Here is an 18,202-nt window from a genome sequence, read left to right on the forward strand (position 1 = left end):
CGGTTGCACCGTGGCGTATAGTCTGCGGTACAATGGCCGCGGCGCCGTCCTCATTAATTGTTCCGGGCTGGCCGCTCCGCGTCTATCGGTGACTGTCGAAAGCAGAGCGGTCGATGTTTTCAATGTTCGAGGAAATCGTGCGTTCGTCACTGGCCGACAGCAGGGCCTCTCTCGCCCGCTTTGCCTTGGGTCCGGAATCATAGCCGCATGGGCCGTTGAAGCACCCGCCGTCGCAGAACATACCTTCGATGAACTGTGCGTCTAGTTTGCCAAGCTTCGCCAGCTCCAGCGTTTTCTTCAGTTCCCGGTGTCCGCTTACGCGTGCGATACGTAATTCGCCATCGAAACCCTGCTCTCGCAGATACTCCTCGCAGGCATCGGCAACACCTCCCGCAGAGGCATAGCGCTTTCCGTAGATACTGCTTTGCTGGTACTCATCCTCTCGCGCCTCGAAATGCACATCCTTCGCCAGCATCATCGCCTCAAATTCATTGAAGGTCAAAGCATAATCCGCATTTCCCGGAATGTTCTCGTACTGAACCTCTGCTTTCTTCGCCATGCAGGGGCCTACAAAGACCGTGACGGCGTAGGGCTCTCTGGCCTTGATCATGCGGGACAGTTGGCACATGGGGCTGACCGTCGTGGAGATAGCGCCCGCCAGTTCCGGATAGAACTTTCGTATGTAATTAACAAAAGCAGGGCAGCAGGAGGTCGTCTTCAATTCGCCTGTCTTCAATGCGTCCTTCCATTCCTCGGCCTCTGAAGCCGTGGTGAGATCCGCGCCCAGTCCGACCTCGAAAAGGTTGTCGAATCCCAGCTGCTTCGCTGCTTTTCTCCAGCTTGCGATGGTGATCTCCTTCCCGTACTGGCCTTCCATCGCGGGTGCCAGCAGCACGTATACCGAACGCTTTGATTTGATCGCTTCGATAACCTGTACGATGGAGCTCTTCCCGGTGATGGCCGCAAAAGGGCAGTTGTGTACACATTGGCCGCACTGGATGCATTTGTCAGTATCAATTTTTGCCAGGCCGTACTCATCATAGGTCAAAGCATCCACAGGGCATGCGGATTTACACGGCCGGCGGATGTGGACGATGGCGTTATACGGACATGCCCGCGCGCACATTCCGCATTCTTTGCATTTGTAGCGGTCAATTTCAGTAAAGTTCTTCCCCGGAATCACCGCGTCGAACCGGCATGCTTCCACACAGGATTTTCCCACGCAGTTCTGGCAGTTGTCAGTCACCAGATAGCTGGAAATCGGGCAGTCTGCACAGGCTGGGTCAATGACCTGAACGATGTTGCCGTTGTCATTCTCCTCCGGCGCCTTGCCCATCGCCGTCCGAACCCTCTGCCGCGTAATCTCACGTTCCCGGTAAACACAGCACCGGTGCTCCGGCAGCGGCCCCGGACAAAGCTGTTCCGGAAGATATTCATACTTCTCCTCCAGCACACCCTCAAAAGCCAGCCGCGCGACCTCACGCCACACCTCATGTTTGATCTGAATAATATTAACGTCAGCGTTCATTCTACTCCTCTCCTGCAGGCACAAAAGAAAACCCGATATGTGTACTGCATCCTTGTTTCATCACACCGCCTACACCATCGATACCACCGACACTACCGATACCGCCGACGCTACTGACACCGTCGACACCGCTAATCAATCCGGCAGGTTCACGACAGACCGGCGAGTGATGCCCCACAACACCTTTGCTTCCGACGTACGGTCGCATTTTGAATGTTATAAAGAAAATATTTCTGACAATATTTTATCAGAAATGCCGCCAATCATCAATTCCGGTTTTCATGGTAGAAAAGTTGTTACAAAACATTTTTTTCTGCTTGAGAACCTGATGAAATGAAGTCAATGTTCAATAATTGACTTTCTGAGTCAGGGTAAGCGACAAGTAGTAAGTCTACAGATTTTCTAATCGATATGCTTTAGGAAGAATTTAATATCGCCAATTTACGATACAATGTGATAACTCTATTGCCGGTGGGATGCCTCGTCATATGCATGTTGTCATATGTACCGCATATTCGTTTTTGACCCAGTCGCAGATGCAGTCGTAAAATTTCCGGGCCGCGGCGGAAAGGTACTGTCGGCCGCGGCAAGCGACGCCCAGGTCCCGGTGGCCGGGCGGATCCAGTGGAACTGCAGTGATTCGACGGTCGAAACCCTGAAGCATCATCATGGACATCAGGCTTGTTCCCAGGCCCTGTTCGACCATGGCGATGACGGCGTGATCGTCGCTTTCCATGAATTTTGTATCCGGCTGAATTCTGTTTTGTGCGAGGATGGCGGTTATCTCATCCTCCACGCCCTCGTACAGTGCGATGTACGGGAGCCGGGGCAGCTCTGCGATGGGGAAGGTGGACAGCTTTGCATGTGGATCGCTGTCGGCGAAAATGCTGACGATGGGGTCCCGATATAAAAAATCAGAATCCAGTTCCGGTGCGCCCGGATAGGCGATAAATCCGACATCCACCCGCCCATCGAGGATCCAGGCGTTGATTTGCTCGTCAGTGCCGTGAAGCAGTTCAAACCGTATGCCGGGATATTCTTTGCGGAACTGTTTGATGATGCCGGGAAGCCACTGAGCGGAGACGCTGTTGAAGGTGCCGACGCGAATCAGACCTTCCCGCAGTCCGGTGATTTCATCGATGCGTTCATTCAGTCGGAGCTGATCGTTCATTACTGTTCGAATAAGCGGCATCAGAATCTGACCCTCTGCGGTCAGACGTACCCCGCTGCGACCGCGAAGCAGAAGTTTGACACCCCATTCCTGCTCCAGAGAATTAAGCGCACGCGTGAGACCGGACTGGGAGTAGCCCAGCTCGCGGGCGGCTTCAGTCATGGTGCCGCTTTCCACGGCCCGAACCAGCGCTTCATACTGCGTAATATTCATATGTGCCTCCTTCTGAATGACCTGCATCAGGATGCTTGCGTAATATTCATCGTGAATCCTGTACTTGCCGATTATCCCGTATTTCGTGCCGCTTTGATTCACGGTATGCTGTCCATCTCAGGGGTTGTGCCGCTTTGATTCCCGGTATGCTGTCCATCTCAGGGGTTGTGCCGCTGCGATTCACGGTATACTGTCCGCCTTAGGGGTCGAACTGTCGCGCGATTGCGAGGGTCTGCATAGAGGGCTCGCGCCTGATGTGCCTCGCGGCCGTATTCTATATCAAAGTCGGAAAAGTGCGCGAAAAACATATCCGTATGCAGCACTTTTTATGCGAAAAGCGCATGAAAAATATGATTAAGTTGCGTTTGACGAATATCTAAGCCTATTATATAGTAAACGTATAAAAAGTCAATTCGCTTTCCGCAGACTTGATTGGAGAGCTCCGCGAGATAGCCGGAGAACGTTCGGAGGCTGTTACCGGGGGCGAAGCGCGGAGAACGCTCGGAGGTCGTTGCACCGGGGGGCGGAGCCCGACGAACAGGATTTTGTAGAAGAGGCAGCGTAGAAGCTGTAAAGATGAGTACAGATAATAAGGAGGTTATGATGTTTACTAAAGCGATTACAAGGAAGCCGTGCCGTGCGCTGATCGATGGAATCACGACGGCAATGTATGACGATGCGACGCCGGTTTATGAAAGGGCAGTCGAGGAGCATGACGCTTATGTCGCCACGCTGAAGGAGCTCGGACTTGAGGTGGAGGAGCTGGACGCGGATGAGAGATATCCGGATTCCTGTTTCGTGGAGGATCCGGCGGTGGTTATGGAGCGCTGCGCCATCATCACCAATCCGGCGAGAGATTCCAGGAACGGTGAGAAGGATGAGATTCTGCCGGTGATCAAAAAATTCTACAGCGATGATCAGATTTTCTTCATCGAAGCGCCCGGAACAATGGAAGGCGGAGACGTGATGAGGGTCGGGGATCATTTCTATATCGGGCAGTCTGAGCGCACTAACGCGGAAGCGGCGAAACAGTTCAACGAGATCGTGACAAAATTCGGCTACACTTCCTCCACGGTTCCTGTGACAGAGGGGCTGCATCTGAAGGATTTCGTGATTTATCTTGAGAATAATAACATGCTGGTAAGCCCGGTCATGAATGAGCAGCCGGCATTCAAAGACTTCAACCGTTATGTGGTTGAGCAGGATGAACTGTACGCGATTAACAGCCTGTACATTAACGGAACCGTCATCGTACCGGAGGGATATCCCAAAACGCAGAAATATATTGAAGACCTGGGTTATACCGTTAAGCTGGTAGACACCAGTGAGTTCCGCAAAATCGACGGCAGTCTGACCTGCCTTTCTCTGCGGTTTTAAGCGGCGAAACCGGAGACGCCTCGGCGGTGTTCTCCCCGACGGCCGCGCAAGAAGGCAATGGCCGTTCGCCGACATTCCCGGCGCCTCGGCAGCGGTGTAATGTAAGATGGGGAGAGGATCGCCGTGCGGCGGTCCTCTCCTGTGAAATCAGGACTTTTGGAGGATTCATTTATGGAACAAGAAGAAAAAAAGCTTGGTGTCGTGAAACTGACGTTTTTCGCCATCGGCACGACTCTGGCGACCGGAGTTTTCAGTATTTCCGGGGATTTTGCCGCAGCGGGCGCGCATGCGGGTGCGGTGCTGATCGGATGGGGGATCTGCCTCGTCGGTATGCTGGGTCTGGCGATGACCTTTTATAAGCTGAGTGTCGTGAGACCGGATCTGACCAGCGGAATATCCAACTATGCGAGAGAAGGATTCGGGCAGTATATCGGGTTTATCTCCGCATGGGGTTACTGGATCAGCGCGGTGCTGGCACAGGTAACCTTTGTGGCGCTGCTGTTCGCCGCACTGGGGAATTTCTTTCCGGTCTTCGGAGAAGGGAATAATCTGGCATCTGCTGTAGTTGCCTCCGCCTTCATCTGGGCGCTGACCTGGCTTGTGTACCGCGGCGTGAATGCGGCGGTGGGACTGAATATGTTCGTCGTGATCGTTAAGGTGATCCCGATTATTTTCGCGATCCTGGCGATCATTCTTGCAGGTGCGTTCAAATGGGAGAACTTCACGGCGAACTTCTGGGGCGCTTCGGACAGCGGTTCTTTGTTCGCGCAGATTAAATCCACGGTACAGATTACCGTATGGACTTTTGTCGGCATTGAGGGCGCGGTGGTCCTCTCAGGACGCGGCAGAACGACGAAAGCCGCAGGACAGGCCACAATCTACTCGTTCCTGTCGCTGATCGCGCTGTACATTCTGATTTCCGTCCTCAGTATGGGTGCTGTTCCCTTCGACGTATTGGCGAAGCTGAGCAATCCTCCTCTGGCCGGCGTTATGGAATATGTGGTCGGTCCCTGGGGCGGCGCGCTGGTCAACATCGCGGTCATCATGTCCCTGATCGGAGCCATGCTCCCGTACGTGATTCTTTGTACAGACAGCTCCTACGAACCTGCGAAGCAGGGAATCTTCCCACGGTTTCTGACAAAAATGAGCCGGCACAATACGCCGGTGTGGTCGATTGTGGGCACGTCGCTGGTGGTTCAGCTGTTTATCATCATCATGTATTTCAACAGCAGTACCTATCAGATTCTGTATGCGCTGTCCGCCAGCACGATCATGTTTCCGTATGTATTCTCCGCCTGCTTTTATCTCAAACTCTGCTGCAAAGGCGAGGGACTGGAGCCGGGGAACAAAAACAGATTCGGTATGTGGCTGACCGCCGTCATCGGCACCGTTTACGGGTTCTGGCTGCTATACGGGAGCGGATGGCAGTACATCCTGATTACCAGCACGCTGTATTTTCCGGGCACGATTCTGTTCTACATCAGCAAGAGGGAACGGAACCGGAAGATTTTTGAAACAAAGACAGACTGGACGGCGTTCCTTCTGGTCGGAGTTCTGTTCGTCATCTCGCTGGTGTGCCTGAAAACAGGCGCGATTCAGCCGTTCTGATCCGGGTGCACGCGACATCCTCGGGACCCGCGGTCGTTCACCGTTTTTCTCAGCGCCGTTCGCTGCGCTGCCACGCGGCAAATCCGGTTAATCTGTCCGTCCGGGTTTCAGAACCGTGAAAGGTGGTATACAAAAACATATTTTAATGCGTATGATGCGCGAGGTAACGCGGGGAGACTGAAGTGGACAACAGCAGAGAAAACTGGAAAGCGGTCAGCCGCCATTTGTTTGACGGAAACTTTGGACTAGAACGGGAAACGATGCGGATAGATGAGAAGGGAGCACTGGCACAGTCGGCGCATCCTTTCGCCAGCAGCGGTCATATCAGCCGCGATTTCAGCGAGAATCAGACGGAGTTTATTACCGGGATCAGGCAGACGCCGGAGGCTGTCTGTGAAGAACTGGAGCAGCTTCACCGCAGAGCGCTTCGGAAACTCAGCGCACACCCCGGCGGTCCGGAATACCTGTGGCCGTTTTCGAATCCTCCGCAGATTTTCAGCGACAACGACAATCCGGTGGCGCAGTTCAACGGCGATTCACGCTGGAAGACAGAGTACCGGAAGTATCTGAAGGGAAAATACGGAAGCCGGCTGATGCTGTACAGCGGCGTTCATGTGAATTTCTCCTTTTCTGAGGAATTCCTGCAGGCTCTTTACGAGCAGTGCTGCATCGGTATCGAAGACCGGACCAGTTTCGTGAATCATGTGTATCTGGATCTGAACGCCTGGGGAACACGGTACGCCTGGCTTGTCGTGTACCTGACCGCAGCCAGCCCGGTCTATCACAGCTCGCTGACCGGCGGCCGGGATGAGCGCGGGATCACCGGGACGGAGGCCGGAGATGCCAGCGGAGCGCCGGGGACAACGGCGAGACCTGAGAAAACCGATGCCGACGGAGCACCGGGAGCATCGGATGAATCTGCGGGATCCGGCGCTATTGAAACATCGGGAGCGCCGAGGGCATCGGATGAATCTGCGGGATCCGGCGCTATTGAAACATCGGGAACTGTGGTAAGCCGATACGCCAGCCCCCGATGCGGCTGGGACGGGTATTGGAACACCTTCGACCCGATTCTGGATTATTCGGACCTCGGCTCTTATGTGGAATCGATTTTAAAGTATGTGGAAAGCGGCGCGCTGCTGTATCCCGCTGAGCTTTATTATCCGGTACGCATCAAGCCGATGGGGAGATACAGTCTGGATACATTGCTGCATTATGGCGTGAATCATATTGAATTCCGTACTGTGGACGCGAATCCCTTCGAGCCCACTGGAGTGTGTGTGGAGGATGTACGTTTCCTGCACCTTTTGATTTTGTATTTGCTTTTCAGACCGGACAGAAAATTCACGGAAGAGGAACAGAAGCAGGCGCTGGCGGATATGAAGACTGCCGCACTGATGGATGACGGAACGATTCTCTCCAATGGGCTGTCTGTTCATGACAGCGCCGCCCGCGCGCTGGCGGAAATACAGCGGTTCTTCCTGGAACGGGAGATGGGTGAGGCGGATCGGACGCGCGTCATGAAGACGCTGGAATATCAGAAGGCCAAACTGGTACGGGGAGGACGCTATGTTGACCGCGTCGCGGCGGATTTCGCTGAAGATTATCAGGACCGCGGTCTGGCGCTGGCAAAAAAATACGCGGCGGAGCTGCTGGGATAAGCCGCTCGCCGCGTCGTGCCGATTCGGTTGATTCGTATGTCTGCGCCGTCACACCGGCGCGCGAAACAGGGCGAAAGCCCTGTTTTTTACTTTACCCGGATTTTGTTGCCCGCCATTTAGGTGCCTAAATGTAATAGCTTGCCACACTCCGTTCGTTTCCGTAGGAGACGATCAGAGTCTCGCGGGAAAGGCGGGTGTAGGCGCCTGCGTATTTTCCGTTGTAGGCGTAAAGTCCGGTCATGTTGATGTAGTTGTGGAACCGGCCGTCGCCGAACATGAAATCGATGTTCCGGCTTTCGTATGGGCGGCAGTATTCCTGACAGATGAAACCGTTGCCGTAATATTCGCGGCATATTTTCTCCCATTCCTCCGGGCTGTGGCCGAGTCCGTCGGCTACGCCGCTGGCGCCGTAGGAGTCGTTGGGTTTCAGAATGTACCGGTCTTTGTTGTTCAGAACCTCATCTAGTTCGATGCTCCCGGGTCCGAAATCGCAGGTGTAGGGAATATGCTCTCTGATGAAGTCTATTTCCCTGTCACTGAGAAACTCCTGTGTTCGGGGAAGGTGCATGATCGTGAAAAAGGCTTTGTTATGAACCACCTGGGTCCGCAGTGATCCGGCAAGAAAGACGTGTCTGTCCTGTATCGCACTTATCAGAGGCTGGATCTCATCAAAATGTGCCATCAGATCGGAGGTCACCGCCCGACGGTAGACCGCATCGATGACCGCCCCGTCTTTTGTTCTCAGATGTTCTCCGTCGTAGTGAAGCTCCCGTGCGTCACAGACGCAGCAGTCGTAGCCGGCCTTCCGGAAGTGCCGGGCGAATTCCTGAAATTCGGTGAGGGTCCCGGTGTCCAGAAAATCGACGACCGCGACAGCGGGATGGGCGACTCTGTCTTTGTATCCGGAGTAGATGTCCATGAAAGCCGATACCCAGGAGTCGAAGAGCTCTCTCTGGGTCAGTCCGTATTTCTGCCGGATGTACATATGAGCGGGATTGTCTTCCATGAGCCGGTTCCAGACGACGTCCTCGTTCATGGCACTGGTGCCGTCGGTGTTGATTTCACAAAATTTGTAGCTTCCCGTGTCCTCGTTGTAGAAGATGTCAAAGCGGGCGATGGGAAGGGGTTGGTCGTAGCCCGGGTCCGTCAGAATCAGTTCCTCCAGCTCCCGGCTGAAGGGGAACAGGCTACGGTAGCCGGCGTCGGCAAGGTAGCGGTGGATGACCTTGCGGCAGATGCTGTGCATGGTGGAGACGACATCGGCGAAGATTTTTTCATCCTCCTCAGTGTAGATCTTCTGCATCGTCAGCGGACGCGCCAGCAGGTGACCGTTGCAGTACAAAGGTGAGTCCGGAAGTTTTTCCCGGATCGCCAGGCAGGCTGCTTTTACTTCATCGTAATGCGCGGTGATATAGCGCTCGCAGTCCTCGTTGATTTCTTTTCGGGTATTTTTCATATTCATATCATTAGTATAGCAGAAATTTGATGAAAATGTTATAATATTTCGGGACGCCGTTGGGCGAACGGTTTCAAGACGGCGAGCCCCGGACAGATGGTTTCGAGACAACGAGGCCGCAGGAAGACGGCTCAGGAGACCGCAAACGGGCGGCTGAAACAGGCATACAGGGGAGGTCAGAGAAATAATCGGATGAAAAAAAGTGTCGCATATGGACTGGTGATGGTGGTTTCAGTATTTTGGGGAATGTCGTTTATTGTCCTGACACAGCTGTTGAAATGGCTGGGAACGATGGAGATTCTGGCACTCCGGTGGACGCTCGCGTCTGTTATTTTCGCATGTCTGATCGGCACAGGGCGAATCCGCATTAATCTGCGCGGGAAGAATATGAAGTTCCTGCTCCTCACGGGCCTCACAGAGCCGTGCATTTATTCAGTTTTTGAGATTTACGGTCTGAAATACTCTTCAGCTTCCATCAGCTCTATCTTTATCGCTACGATTCCGTGCGCAACACTGCTGGTCTCGATTTTGTTTTTTCACAAAAAACCCGGTCGGATGGGCGTACTCAGCATTCTTCTGGCGTTTGCCGGGGTTGTGGTGACTACTGTGTTTTCACCGGCGTTTATCGGCGGTGGTCAGACTCTGGGCTATCTGTTCATGACCGGTGCGGTGATGGCCGGTACTGTATTCGGCTTTTTCAGTTCTAAATCCGGTGAGGAATATGAGCCGATGGCCATTACGGCCATGATGTCGTTCATGGGAATGATTCTGTTTAATGGAATCTGTCTGCTGGAGGGCGGACGGGGTCAGATGTATGTGACCTTTTTCACCCATTGGCAGGTGGCGGCGGGCATTGCCTTTCTGGGAATCTGCTGCTCTGTAATCTGCTACGCAGGATTCAATAAGCTTCTTTGTACTTTGGATATTTCTATCGCGAATAATCTCACCTCTGCAATGATAACGATCATCGGTGTCGTCGCCGGTGTCACGGTAAACGGAGATCCTGCGGGACTCTATACTGTGATCGGATTGACGATGACCGTCAGCGGAGTCTGGCTGTCCTCGAAGAGTATGTAGAATATAGCGGGAAGTTCGTTTTTATTCTATTCTCTGCACAATTATCAGAATAAAATATCATTATATTGGTGTAAATAGTATCTGCCCGGTAAGTCCTTGCCGGATTGAATGGGCGCTGGGGATAAGCATCAATCAGTGTCTGCCGGTGTACGCTGCCGTTGGGTTGTGTGTTGCGGATTAACTGCGATGTGGTCAGGGGGGATAGAAAGATGATAGATATAACAACGGCTTTTTTTGACATACTGATTCTGGCAGGGTTCGCACTGCTGATGTTTCTGATAACGCGCATCTATAAAAAGATAACCGGTAAGAATCTGGATTTTTCAAAAACCTCGGCGGACTTTGAGAAGGAGCGGCAGGAGCGCGATACCGGGCAGAAAAAGGCGGGGCTTGCGGAGCGCTATCTTAACGACGACAAGCTGACGAAGCGCTGGCAGAATGCACAGGACATGAAGCTGGCGAATGAAGGGAAGCTGCCGGTGGGAAACAAGGAGGATCGTTTCCATCTGACGCCGTCCGACCGGGATGTCACCTCTGAGAGCACAAAGGAAAATAACGCAGAAAATGCATAGAGATGCGGTGTGGAAAGTGTCCGGAGTCTCGCAGAAACCGGTCATGACTGAAACCGCAGTTGAAAGCAGGTGAAAAAAGAGCCGTTCAATGTGAACAGCTCTTTTTGAGTGTGAAGCCGCGACCTGCCGGATTGCCGGTCGGACGCGTTTTGTATGCGGTGCCGAATTTCCGCTATTTTCCGATGTAGCGGCTCTCGATGTAGTATCTCTTCTCGTTGGCTTCGCCCATGGAGAATGTCTTGCGCGGCAGCGCGCCGTCTGCGGCAACCGCAGGGAACAGCATGGATTTGTCCATGGCCGGAAGCATGAACCCGGCGTTCCCGGGTTTGCCGGAAAGCGTCTCAACAGCCTTTGTGCCGTGAATATAGTCGATATCCGCATCCCCGCGTTCCTTGACGATAACGTCAAGCGCGTTCTGCAGCGCGCCGACCTCCAATTTGTTCGCAGGATGTTCCACGATAATCGTGCCCTTCTGCTCCGCCGTCAGATAAGGAATCGCGAAGCACCCCTCGCGCGCCTCGGCACCTTCCTCTGCCAGATGCGCACCGCCGTTCTGAGACGCCAGCAGTTCCACAGTCTCGTTGACCAGATCCATGCCGCTCTGACCTTTTTTGGCGAAGATCACGCGGTGAATCGGTTCGAATACGATGCCGTCGTCGTGGATGTTTTCGATCTCACAAAGCGCATAGCGGGCAGGATGTGTCTTCTGTTCCTCGGGGCTAAGTGTCTTCTTCAGGTTTTCCCAGTTCGTTTTGGCGGTAGCCAGGGAATGGTTTCCGTCCCCCATGGCCTGGAAGATGACGTTGCCGTCGCCGTATTTTTCAACGGCCTTGTCGTAGAGATCCGAAAGTGCCTGGCGCATGCCTTCCAGATCAGCTTCTTTAATGAAATCGCCGGTGATATGGCCGCCCTCCAGCATCAGATCGGTATCGTAGATCCGTTTTTTCGGAGCGTCGACCAGCGGTTCGATGACGGTTTTTTCCGGATCATCGATCAGAATCATGATGTGCGGCATTTCCAGAGGTGCACCCTCGCGGATGCGCAGGCGCGGCGGGATGCGCTCTACCACGGTCCCTTCCGTTGCACGGGTCAGAGATGTGGAGCCTTTGCTGAAGTCGTAGCTCTCCAGATCGGTGGCAATGACCAGACCGAGGCGGGTGCGGCCTGCGGCGGTCCGTTTGACCAGCATGCAGCCTGCCGGCAGTTTTTTCAGGATGCCGTGTTCGATGTAGTCGTCCATGGCTTTGCGGATATCACGGATGCGTTCCGCTTCGCCTTCCTTCTCCAGATAGATTTCCGGGAGCATCAGGCGCAGAGTCGAAGGCGCGTCACCCACGATTTTTTCCGCCTCCTGCCAGTATTCCGGCTCGGAAGTGTACTGGTCACAGGCCACGACAGCCCATTTGCTGTAATCGGTTCCCTCCCGCGGAATCATGATCTCCGGGATATGAAGCCCGAATTTTCCCCAATCGTATTTCGACATTGTTAACCTCCTTTGTAATGAGATTCGGTCATATCAGTTCAAAAAAATCTATAGTTCAATTATAGATAAACTGTGTTGAAATTGCAATATAATTGTGACTACTGCTGGTCATTCCCTTTCCGAGGCGGCCATCCCCGAGCCAGCCGACGATGCTCGTGCGGCCAATGCCGGCTATTCCTCAAGACAGCCGGCGACGGCCGAACGACTACTGGCGGTCATCCCCCGAGGCGGCTATCCTCCGAGGAAGCCGATGACGCTCGCACGACTACTGGCGGCCTCCCTTGACGCGTCCCTTCGGGTCGAAAGACGTCAGGTCACGAACGACTTCTGCTGCGATCATCAGTCCTGCGGCGGCGGGCACAAAAGCCGTTGACCCCGGAACGCTTCTGCGCTGCAGGCAGGTTCGCTGAACTCCCGGCGGGCAGATGCAGTGGCTGTGGCACGAATTTGCCTCGCTGATGTAAGGCTTGATCGGAGGTTCCGTCGAATAGACAACCTTCAGCCCGCGAACGCCTCTTTTTTTCAGTTCTCTGCGCATGACTTTGGAAAGCGGATCCATTTCTGTTTTGTAAATGTCCGTGCATACCAGCCTGCCCGGGTCCACGCGGTTTCCGCAACCCATGGCGGCAATGATGGGTACGCCGTGTTTCTGCGCCTGCATGACGAGATCCAGCTTCGCTGAAACGGTGTCAATGGCATCTACAATGTAGTCGTAGTGAACAAAATCAAATTCGGCTGCTTTCTCCGGCAGATAGAAGGTCTGGTGCTTGTGGACGGTCACATCGGGGTTGATCGAAAGGATGCGTTCCTCGCAAACGTCCACTTTCTGTCTGCCAACGGTATCTCTGGTTGCGATAATCTGACGATTGAGATTGGTCAGACACACTTTGTCGTCATCAATAATGTCCAGTTCGCCGATTCCGCTCCGCGTCAGCGCCTCCACCACGTATCCGCCCACGCCTCCGACACCGAAGACCGCTACGCGACTTCTGTTCAGAATCTCCAGGGCTTCTGCCCCCATAACAAGTTCCATCCGCGAAAATTGATTCATTACTGTCTCCTGTTGATATTCTGCTGATAAATTTACGTTAATATGTGTTTTGCCAGTGATTACGAGCACCATGGCACTGCTGACGAGCGAGCACCGGGGCACATCAAGTCCGGCAGGGACTTAATGAGCTGCGCTATTTAATAGTTTATCGCTATCCTTAGTTTTCGTAAAGGTATTTCTTTGTGACGGCGGTGTGTTGCTTTCTCGACTGGAAAGGTAATGGCGACAAAACAACTGAGAATCTGATTCGTTCAGGTACGGATCGGCGGAGGTGAGTTAGATGGCACTCAGGGTTGCCACATTTCTGTTTTTTTTCGAGAAATGTGGCAGATCTTTTGGTAAAAGGTCTTTTAAAGGGATTTGATATCGCTAATTTACGATGCGATATCCGCCGCTGGCTGCAGATTTTTTAGAGAGGGTGGCAGATTCGTTGAATCTGAAACTGCACGTAAATCTTCTATTGTAAATTGGCGATAAAGGTGGGAATTCGGGTCGTTGTTACGCGAGGCGCGAGCGATGTGGCTCAAAAGGATTTTCTGGAAAATGGAGGATTTCGCTGCCCGCGCCGTGCAGGAATTTTGTTGGAATCAGTCATGAGTATAACGAGGCATATAATGCCTGCCTGCGTCTTGCAGGAGTTTGTTGAAAAAACAAGGGCGAATTGGAAGTTTACAATTTTCTGATTCTAATGTAAAATATAACAACAGAAAGGAGGCGTCGAGTTACTCATTGGGGGAGGTGTTATTATGAGCAAGGAGAATATCTTGAGAAAGGCTTATAGGAACGCAACATTCAGAGGCGCGGTTTACCCCTCCGACGAGAAGGTCGCAAAAAAAATCATCGAAAACAACATGATGGAGTTTTTTGAACGATATGACCGGAACGTTACGATTGAGGAGATCCGATACTATATCAATGAGCAGTTCAACGACGTCTCACGTCTGAAGTGGCCGGTTTGGCCAAAGAGAGAGCCGCGGACATAGTCCGTGGTTTTTTTTACAAAGAAAACCCTGCGCTGCAAAATGCTGTGAAGCAGTAAGCATTTCGCAGGCAGGGAGCATGCGGCCGCCGTGCCGTTACACGACGTGGATGTCCGGGGTCTGAGGCTCGCCCTCGTCCGGCATCTGCCAGCTTTCGTGGTCGGTGTGCAGAAGTTTCTCGGCGGCGTCGCTCATAGGTTCACCCAGGGCCTCGGAATAGAGACGCTGGATGTCGGGGTTTTCGTGGCTGAACCGCATCTGCATGTGCTCGTCCAGATTGCGGAGTACTTTGCCGCGGGTTGCGCCGCGTTCAACGTCGTCACGGTGGAAGGGTTGCCCGCCGCCGCCGGCGCAGCCGGTGGGGCAGGCCATGACTTCCACAAAGTCATATTTCACCTGACCGCGGAGCAGCGCCTTACAGAGTCTGTCCGCATTGCGCAGGCCGCTGGTGACGGCGACGCGGATTTTGCTGCCGCCGATGGTGTAAGTGGCCTCCTGCCAGGGATATTCGCCCTCTGCGAACTTTTTGCCTGCGTGGACAAAACCGAATGCGCCTGTGGACGGATTTTTGCCGGTGACCATGTAGCTGGCCGTGCGGAGCGCGGCCTCCATGACGCCGCCGGTGGTGCCGAAGATGACGCCGGCGCCGGAATAGTCGCCCATGATGCGGTCAAAGGGCTTTTCCTCGACCTTGTCAGGCGTGATGTCGCTGAGCCGCAGCATACGGATGATTTCCCGGGTCGTCAGAACGTAGTCCACGTCCTTGACGCCATATTCGTCGCGCATGGCAGGAATATCACACTCCGCTTTCTTCGCGACACAGGGCATCACGGAAATACAGCAGATTTTTTCCGGCGGGACGCCGATGCGTTCCGCGAAATAGCTCTTGATTACAGACCCGAACATCTGCTGCGGGCTTTTGGCGGTGGAGAGCTGAGGAACCAGTTCCGGGTGGCGGCTCTTCAGGAACCGGATCCAGGCCGGACAGCAGCTGGTGAACATCGGATATTTCGCCAGATCACCCTTCTGCAGCCGATGAAGGAATTCCGTCGCTTCCTCCATGATGGTTAAATCCGCAGAGAAACTGGTATCAAACACGTAGTCGAAGCCCATCTGCTTCAGCGCTCCGGCCAGCTGGTTGACTGTGGCTTTGTCAGGCGGAAGGTCCAGCGCTTCACCCCAGGCGGTGCGGACCGCCGGAGCAATCTGGACCACCGTCGTGATTTCCGGATCATCCAGAGCTGCCATGACCTTGGTGGCGTCTTTGCGCTCACGGAGAGCGCCTACCGGACAGTGGACGATGCACTGCCCGCAGAGACTGCACTGAGCTTTGTCGATGGAGCGGTGCTGTGAAACGTCTACCCGGGTGCGCCCGCCGGTGGACATCAGTTCCCAGACGCCCAGCTTCTGGATCTTGTCGCAGACCTGAATACAGCGCATACATTTGATGCACTTGGCCGGATCCCGGATAAGAGGGAAATCCTTGACCCACATCCGGTCTTTGTCGGTGGGGAGGTCGGTGACATACAGGTTTTCAAAGAAATCGTAGTCGTTGGTCAGCTTCTGCAGCTGGCAGGTTCCGCTCCGATCGCAGAGGGAACAGCGTCCTTCATGCTGCGACATGATCAGCATCAGATTGGTGCGGCATGCAGAACGGACGCGTGCAGAGTTGGTGGTGACCTTCATGCCCTCACGGACGGCCGTATTGCAGGAGGGAACCAGCGAAAGCTCGCCCTCCACCTCGACGCTGCAGATGCGGCACGCGCCGATATCGTTGATGCCTTTCAGGTAGCAGAGATGCGGAATCGAGATCCCCGCTGCCTTTGCTGCCTCCATAATCGTGGTGCCGTCCTCCACGGCAACCGGGAGGCCGTTGATTGTCAGTTTTACCATTGTATTTTCCTCCCTCCTCTGAAGCTTCCGAATCCGAAGTGGTCACAGCGCAGGCAGCGCCCGCACTCCTGCTTGACGCCCTGAGGGGTCATTCCGATGCTGACAAGATCGAAGTTGCCCTCGATGTTGTCAATCATCTGGCTCGTCAGATTGACGCGGCCGCAGGGAGGGTTGTTGGTCATCTGAGGATCCGGAACCTCGACTCCGGATTTGATGACGTGGTTATAGCCCAGGAAATAGTCGATATTGTTTGCCGCCACTTTGCCGGCCGCCACCGCCCGGATGACTGTTGCAGGTCCGGAAACCGCATCGCCTCCGGCGAACACGTTGCCGCTGCCGGGAACAAAGCTTGAACTCTCCGCGGCGATGACGCCGTGTTTCAGCTTCAGGCCGCTGCCCTCAAAGGGCTGGGAATGAATGGACTGACCGATGGCGACGATGATGTAGTCGCATTCGATGGGAAAGGCCTTCTCCTCGGCTTTGCGCACGGAGGTGCGGCCGTCCTGGCCGATCAGGGAGATCAGCTGAGGCTGAACCCACAAAGCCTTGGCCCGTTTGGTTTTCTTGTCGAGTTCGATGTGATCCGGCGCAAGAAGCGTGCGGATCTTGACTCCCTCCGCCTGTGCTTCCGCGATTTCCTCCGGAAGCGCGGTCATGTCCGCGATACGGCGGCGGTAAACGCAGGTGACGGAGGATGCGCCCAGTCTGAGCGTGGAGCGGGTCGCGTCCATGGCGACATTTCCGCCGCCTACGACGACGACCTTTTTGCCCTTCAGGTTCGGCGCCTCGTCTTCGCCGATGGCGCGGAGAAGCTCGACAGCGCTGTATACATTAGGGGCGTCCTCGCCCGCAAGCTTCAGTTTTTTGTCATCGTGAGCTCCGATGGACATATAGACGGCGTCGTACTTCGCCTTCAGTTCGTCGATAGACATATCCTCGCCGATATTGGTGTTCAGAATGACGTTGACGCCGGTGTCCAGGATGTACTGGATATCCCGGTCCAGAATGTCGTTGGGCAGCCGGTAGTCGGGAATGCCGTAGCGGAGCATTCCGCCCAGATGATGCCTTTGTTCATAAACGGTCACCTCGTGCCCCATGACAGTGAGGAAGTAAGCCGCGGTCAGTCCTCCCGGACCGCCGCCGATGACCGCCACGGTTTTCCCGGTGGCCGGAGCGCACTGAGGAACCGGAATGTCTCCGGCGTGATCCACAGCGTACCGCTTGATGCCGCAGATATTGACGGAATCATCCACCATCTGGCGGCGGCAGCGTTTCTCACAGGGATGCTCGCAGACGTAGCCGCAGACAGCAGGGAACGGATTGTCCTTGCGGATCAGACGCACCGCGTCTTTATAGCGGCCGGCCTTGACCAGCGAAATATAGCCCGGGACATCGACGTGAGCGGGACATACCGCGGTGCAGGGGATGGCCTGCTCGATGCCGTAGAGACAGCGGCCTCTTTTGATATGCTCTTCCATATCCTTGCGGAAGCCCTGCATCCCCTCAAGCACCATGTTCGCCGCTTCATAGCCGATGGCACAGTCCGCGGACACGCGAATGATGTCGGCGGTTTTTTCGATGAGATCGATGGTTTCCATGTCACCGGTGCCGTTTCGGATGGTTTCCAGCATTTCAGTAAGATGCCACAGCCCGATTCTGCACGGAGAACATTTGCCGCAGGATTGCGCGTGGCAGATGCGAAGATAATTCAGCAGCATATCCACCGGACACAGGCCCAGCGGGCTGGCGCTTATTCTCTTCTTGAAACGTCTGCCGATCTGTTCCAATACCTGCTGACCCTCTTCAGGAGTCTCAATTACAAGTCTTTCCATAAATTAACCTCTGGAATTTCGCAGGAGCACAAATTTTGTGCGCCCACACAACAAATCAATATATACTTTAACATTACGGCATATATTATATACGCATAGGAAACCTCAGACAAGAATAGATAAAAAATTAACGAGATATGTGCGGGCAGTGCGTTCGCCGTTACAAATCCGGGGGAAGATCAGAGCGTTCGCCGTAACGGAATACAGCGAAAACAGCGCTTTCGTCCGGGGTGCTTTTCCGGAAACAAAAAAAGGCCGCCGTCTGACCTCTGATCTGCGCTCTTTCAGGCAGAGCGCTTA

The 18,202-nt window shown here is 54.2% G+C and carries 14 protein-coding genes; 7 read left to right on the forward strand and 7 right to left on the reverse strand.

Annotated elements, in window-relative coordinates:
- Positions 1-82: 82 nt before the first annotated feature.
- A complete protein-coding gene (locus FYJ64_RS03345; protein WP_154573836.1) occupies positions 83-1,528 on the reverse strand; it encodes a 4Fe-4S dicluster domain-containing protein in 1,446 nt (481 codons plus the stop codon).
- A 37-nt stretch (positions 1,529-1,565) separates the two neighbouring features.
- Here FYJ64_RS03345 and FYJ64_RS03350 point away from each other — a divergent pair, with 37 nt between their 5' ends.
- Positions 1,566-1,865, forward strand: a complete 300-nt coding sequence (locus FYJ64_RS03350) for a hypothetical protein (RefSeq protein WP_154573837.1) — start codon at positions 1,566-1,568, stop codon at positions 1,863-1,865.
- Between the two features lie 147 nt (positions 1,866-2,012).
- On the opposite strand, the gene FYJ64_RS03355 is transcribed toward FYJ64_RS03350, so the two are convergent.
- Positions 2,013-2,912 (reverse strand): LysR family transcriptional regulator, encoded by a 900-nt coding sequence (locus FYJ64_RS03355; RefSeq protein WP_206045524.1) that lies wholly within the window; start codon positions 2,910-2,912, stop codon positions 2,013-2,015.
- Positions 2,913-3,488: 576 nt separating this feature from the next.
- Between FYJ64_RS03355 and FYJ64_RS03360 the strand changes: the two genes are divergently transcribed.
- From FYJ64_RS03360 to FYJ64_RS03370, 3 genes are all read left to right on the forward strand, one after another.
- Positions 3,489-4,289, forward strand: coding sequence for a dimethylarginine dimethylaminohydrolase family protein (locus tag FYJ64_RS03360; RefSeq protein ID WP_235897095.1), 801 nt, complete (start codon positions 3,489-3,491; stop codon positions 4,287-4,289).
- Positions 4,290-4,460: 171 nt separating this feature from the next.
- Positions 4,461-5,897 (forward strand): basic amino acid/polyamine antiporter, encoded by a 1,437-nt coding sequence (locus FYJ64_RS03365; protein ID WP_154573839.1) that lies wholly within the window; start codon positions 4,461-4,463, stop codon positions 5,895-5,897.
- Positions 5,898-6,079: 182 nt separating this feature from the next.
- A complete protein-coding gene (locus tag FYJ64_RS03370) occupies positions 6,080-7,558 on the forward strand; it encodes a hypothetical protein (RefSeq protein WP_154573840.1) in 1,479 nt (492 codons plus the stop codon).
- 124 nt (positions 7,559-7,682) lie between these two features.
- Here FYJ64_RS03370 and FYJ64_RS03375 read toward each other — a convergent pair whose 3' ends face one another.
- Positions 7,683-9,014 carry a glutathionylspermidine synthase family protein gene (locus tag FYJ64_RS03375; protein WP_206045525.1) on the reverse strand — a complete coding sequence of 444 codons (1,332 nt, stop codon included), beginning with the start codon at positions 9,012-9,014 and terminating at the stop codon, positions 7,683-7,685.
- Positions 9,015-9,206: 192 nt separating this feature from the next.
- On the opposite strand from FYJ64_RS03375, the gene FYJ64_RS03380 reads away from it, so the two are divergent.
- On the forward strand, positions 9,207-10,091 hold the full coding sequence (locus FYJ64_RS03380) for a DMT family transporter (RefSeq protein WP_206045526.1): 885 nt from the start codon (positions 9,207-9,209) through the stop codon (positions 10,089-10,091).
- 209 nt (positions 10,092-10,300) lie between these two features.
- Positions 10,301-10,663 carry a hypothetical protein gene (locus FYJ64_RS03385; RefSeq protein ID WP_154573843.1) on the forward strand — a complete coding sequence of 121 codons (363 nt, stop codon included), beginning with the start codon at positions 10,301-10,303 and terminating at the stop codon, positions 10,661-10,663.
- A gap of 172 nt (positions 10,664-10,835) precedes the next feature.
- On the opposite strand, the gene FYJ64_RS03390 is transcribed toward FYJ64_RS03385, so the two are convergent.
- Both FYJ64_RS03390 and FYJ64_RS03395 read right to left on the reverse strand, forming a co-directional pair.
- The gene (locus FYJ64_RS03390) at positions 10,836-12,146 is read right to left on the reverse strand and encodes a DUF1015 domain-containing protein (RefSeq protein WP_154573844.1); all 1,311 of its coding nucleotides are present in this window, start codon (positions 12,144-12,146) and stop codon (positions 10,836-10,838) included.
- A gap of 265 nt (positions 12,147-12,411) precedes the next feature.
- Positions 12,412-13,197, reverse strand: coding sequence for a tRNA threonylcarbamoyladenosine dehydratase (locus FYJ64_RS03395; RefSeq protein ID WP_235897096.1), 786 nt, complete (start codon positions 13,195-13,197; stop codon positions 12,412-12,414).
- 746 nt (positions 13,198-13,943) lie between these two features.
- Here FYJ64_RS03395 and FYJ64_RS03400 point away from each other — a divergent pair.
- Entirely contained in the window at positions 13,944-14,180 is a 237-nt protein-coding gene (locus tag FYJ64_RS03400; RefSeq protein WP_075712848.1) for a hypothetical protein, read from the forward strand.
- Positions 14,181-14,273: 93 nt separating this feature from the next.
- Here FYJ64_RS03400 and FYJ64_RS03405 read toward each other — a convergent pair whose 3' ends face one another.
- The gene (locus tag FYJ64_RS03405; RefSeq protein WP_154573846.1) at positions 14,274-16,070 is read right to left on the reverse strand and encodes a [FeFe] hydrogenase, group A; all 1,797 of its coding nucleotides are present in this window, start codon (positions 16,068-16,070) and stop codon (positions 14,274-14,276) included.
- Complete coding sequence (locus tag FYJ64_RS03410; protein WP_075712844.1) at positions 16,064-17,902, reverse strand: NAD(P)-binding protein; 1,839 nt, start codon at positions 17,900-17,902, stop codon at positions 16,064-16,066. The genes FYJ64_RS03405 and FYJ64_RS03410 overlap by 7 nt, the downstream gene beginning before the upstream one ends.
- Positions 17,903-18,202 lie beyond the last annotated feature (300 nt).

Source organism: Hornefia butyriciproducens (assembly GCF_009695915.1).
In the GTDB taxonomy this organism is placed as follows: Bacteria; Bacillota; Clostridia; order Peptostreptococcales; family Anaerovoracaceae; genus Aminicella; species Aminicella butyriciproducens.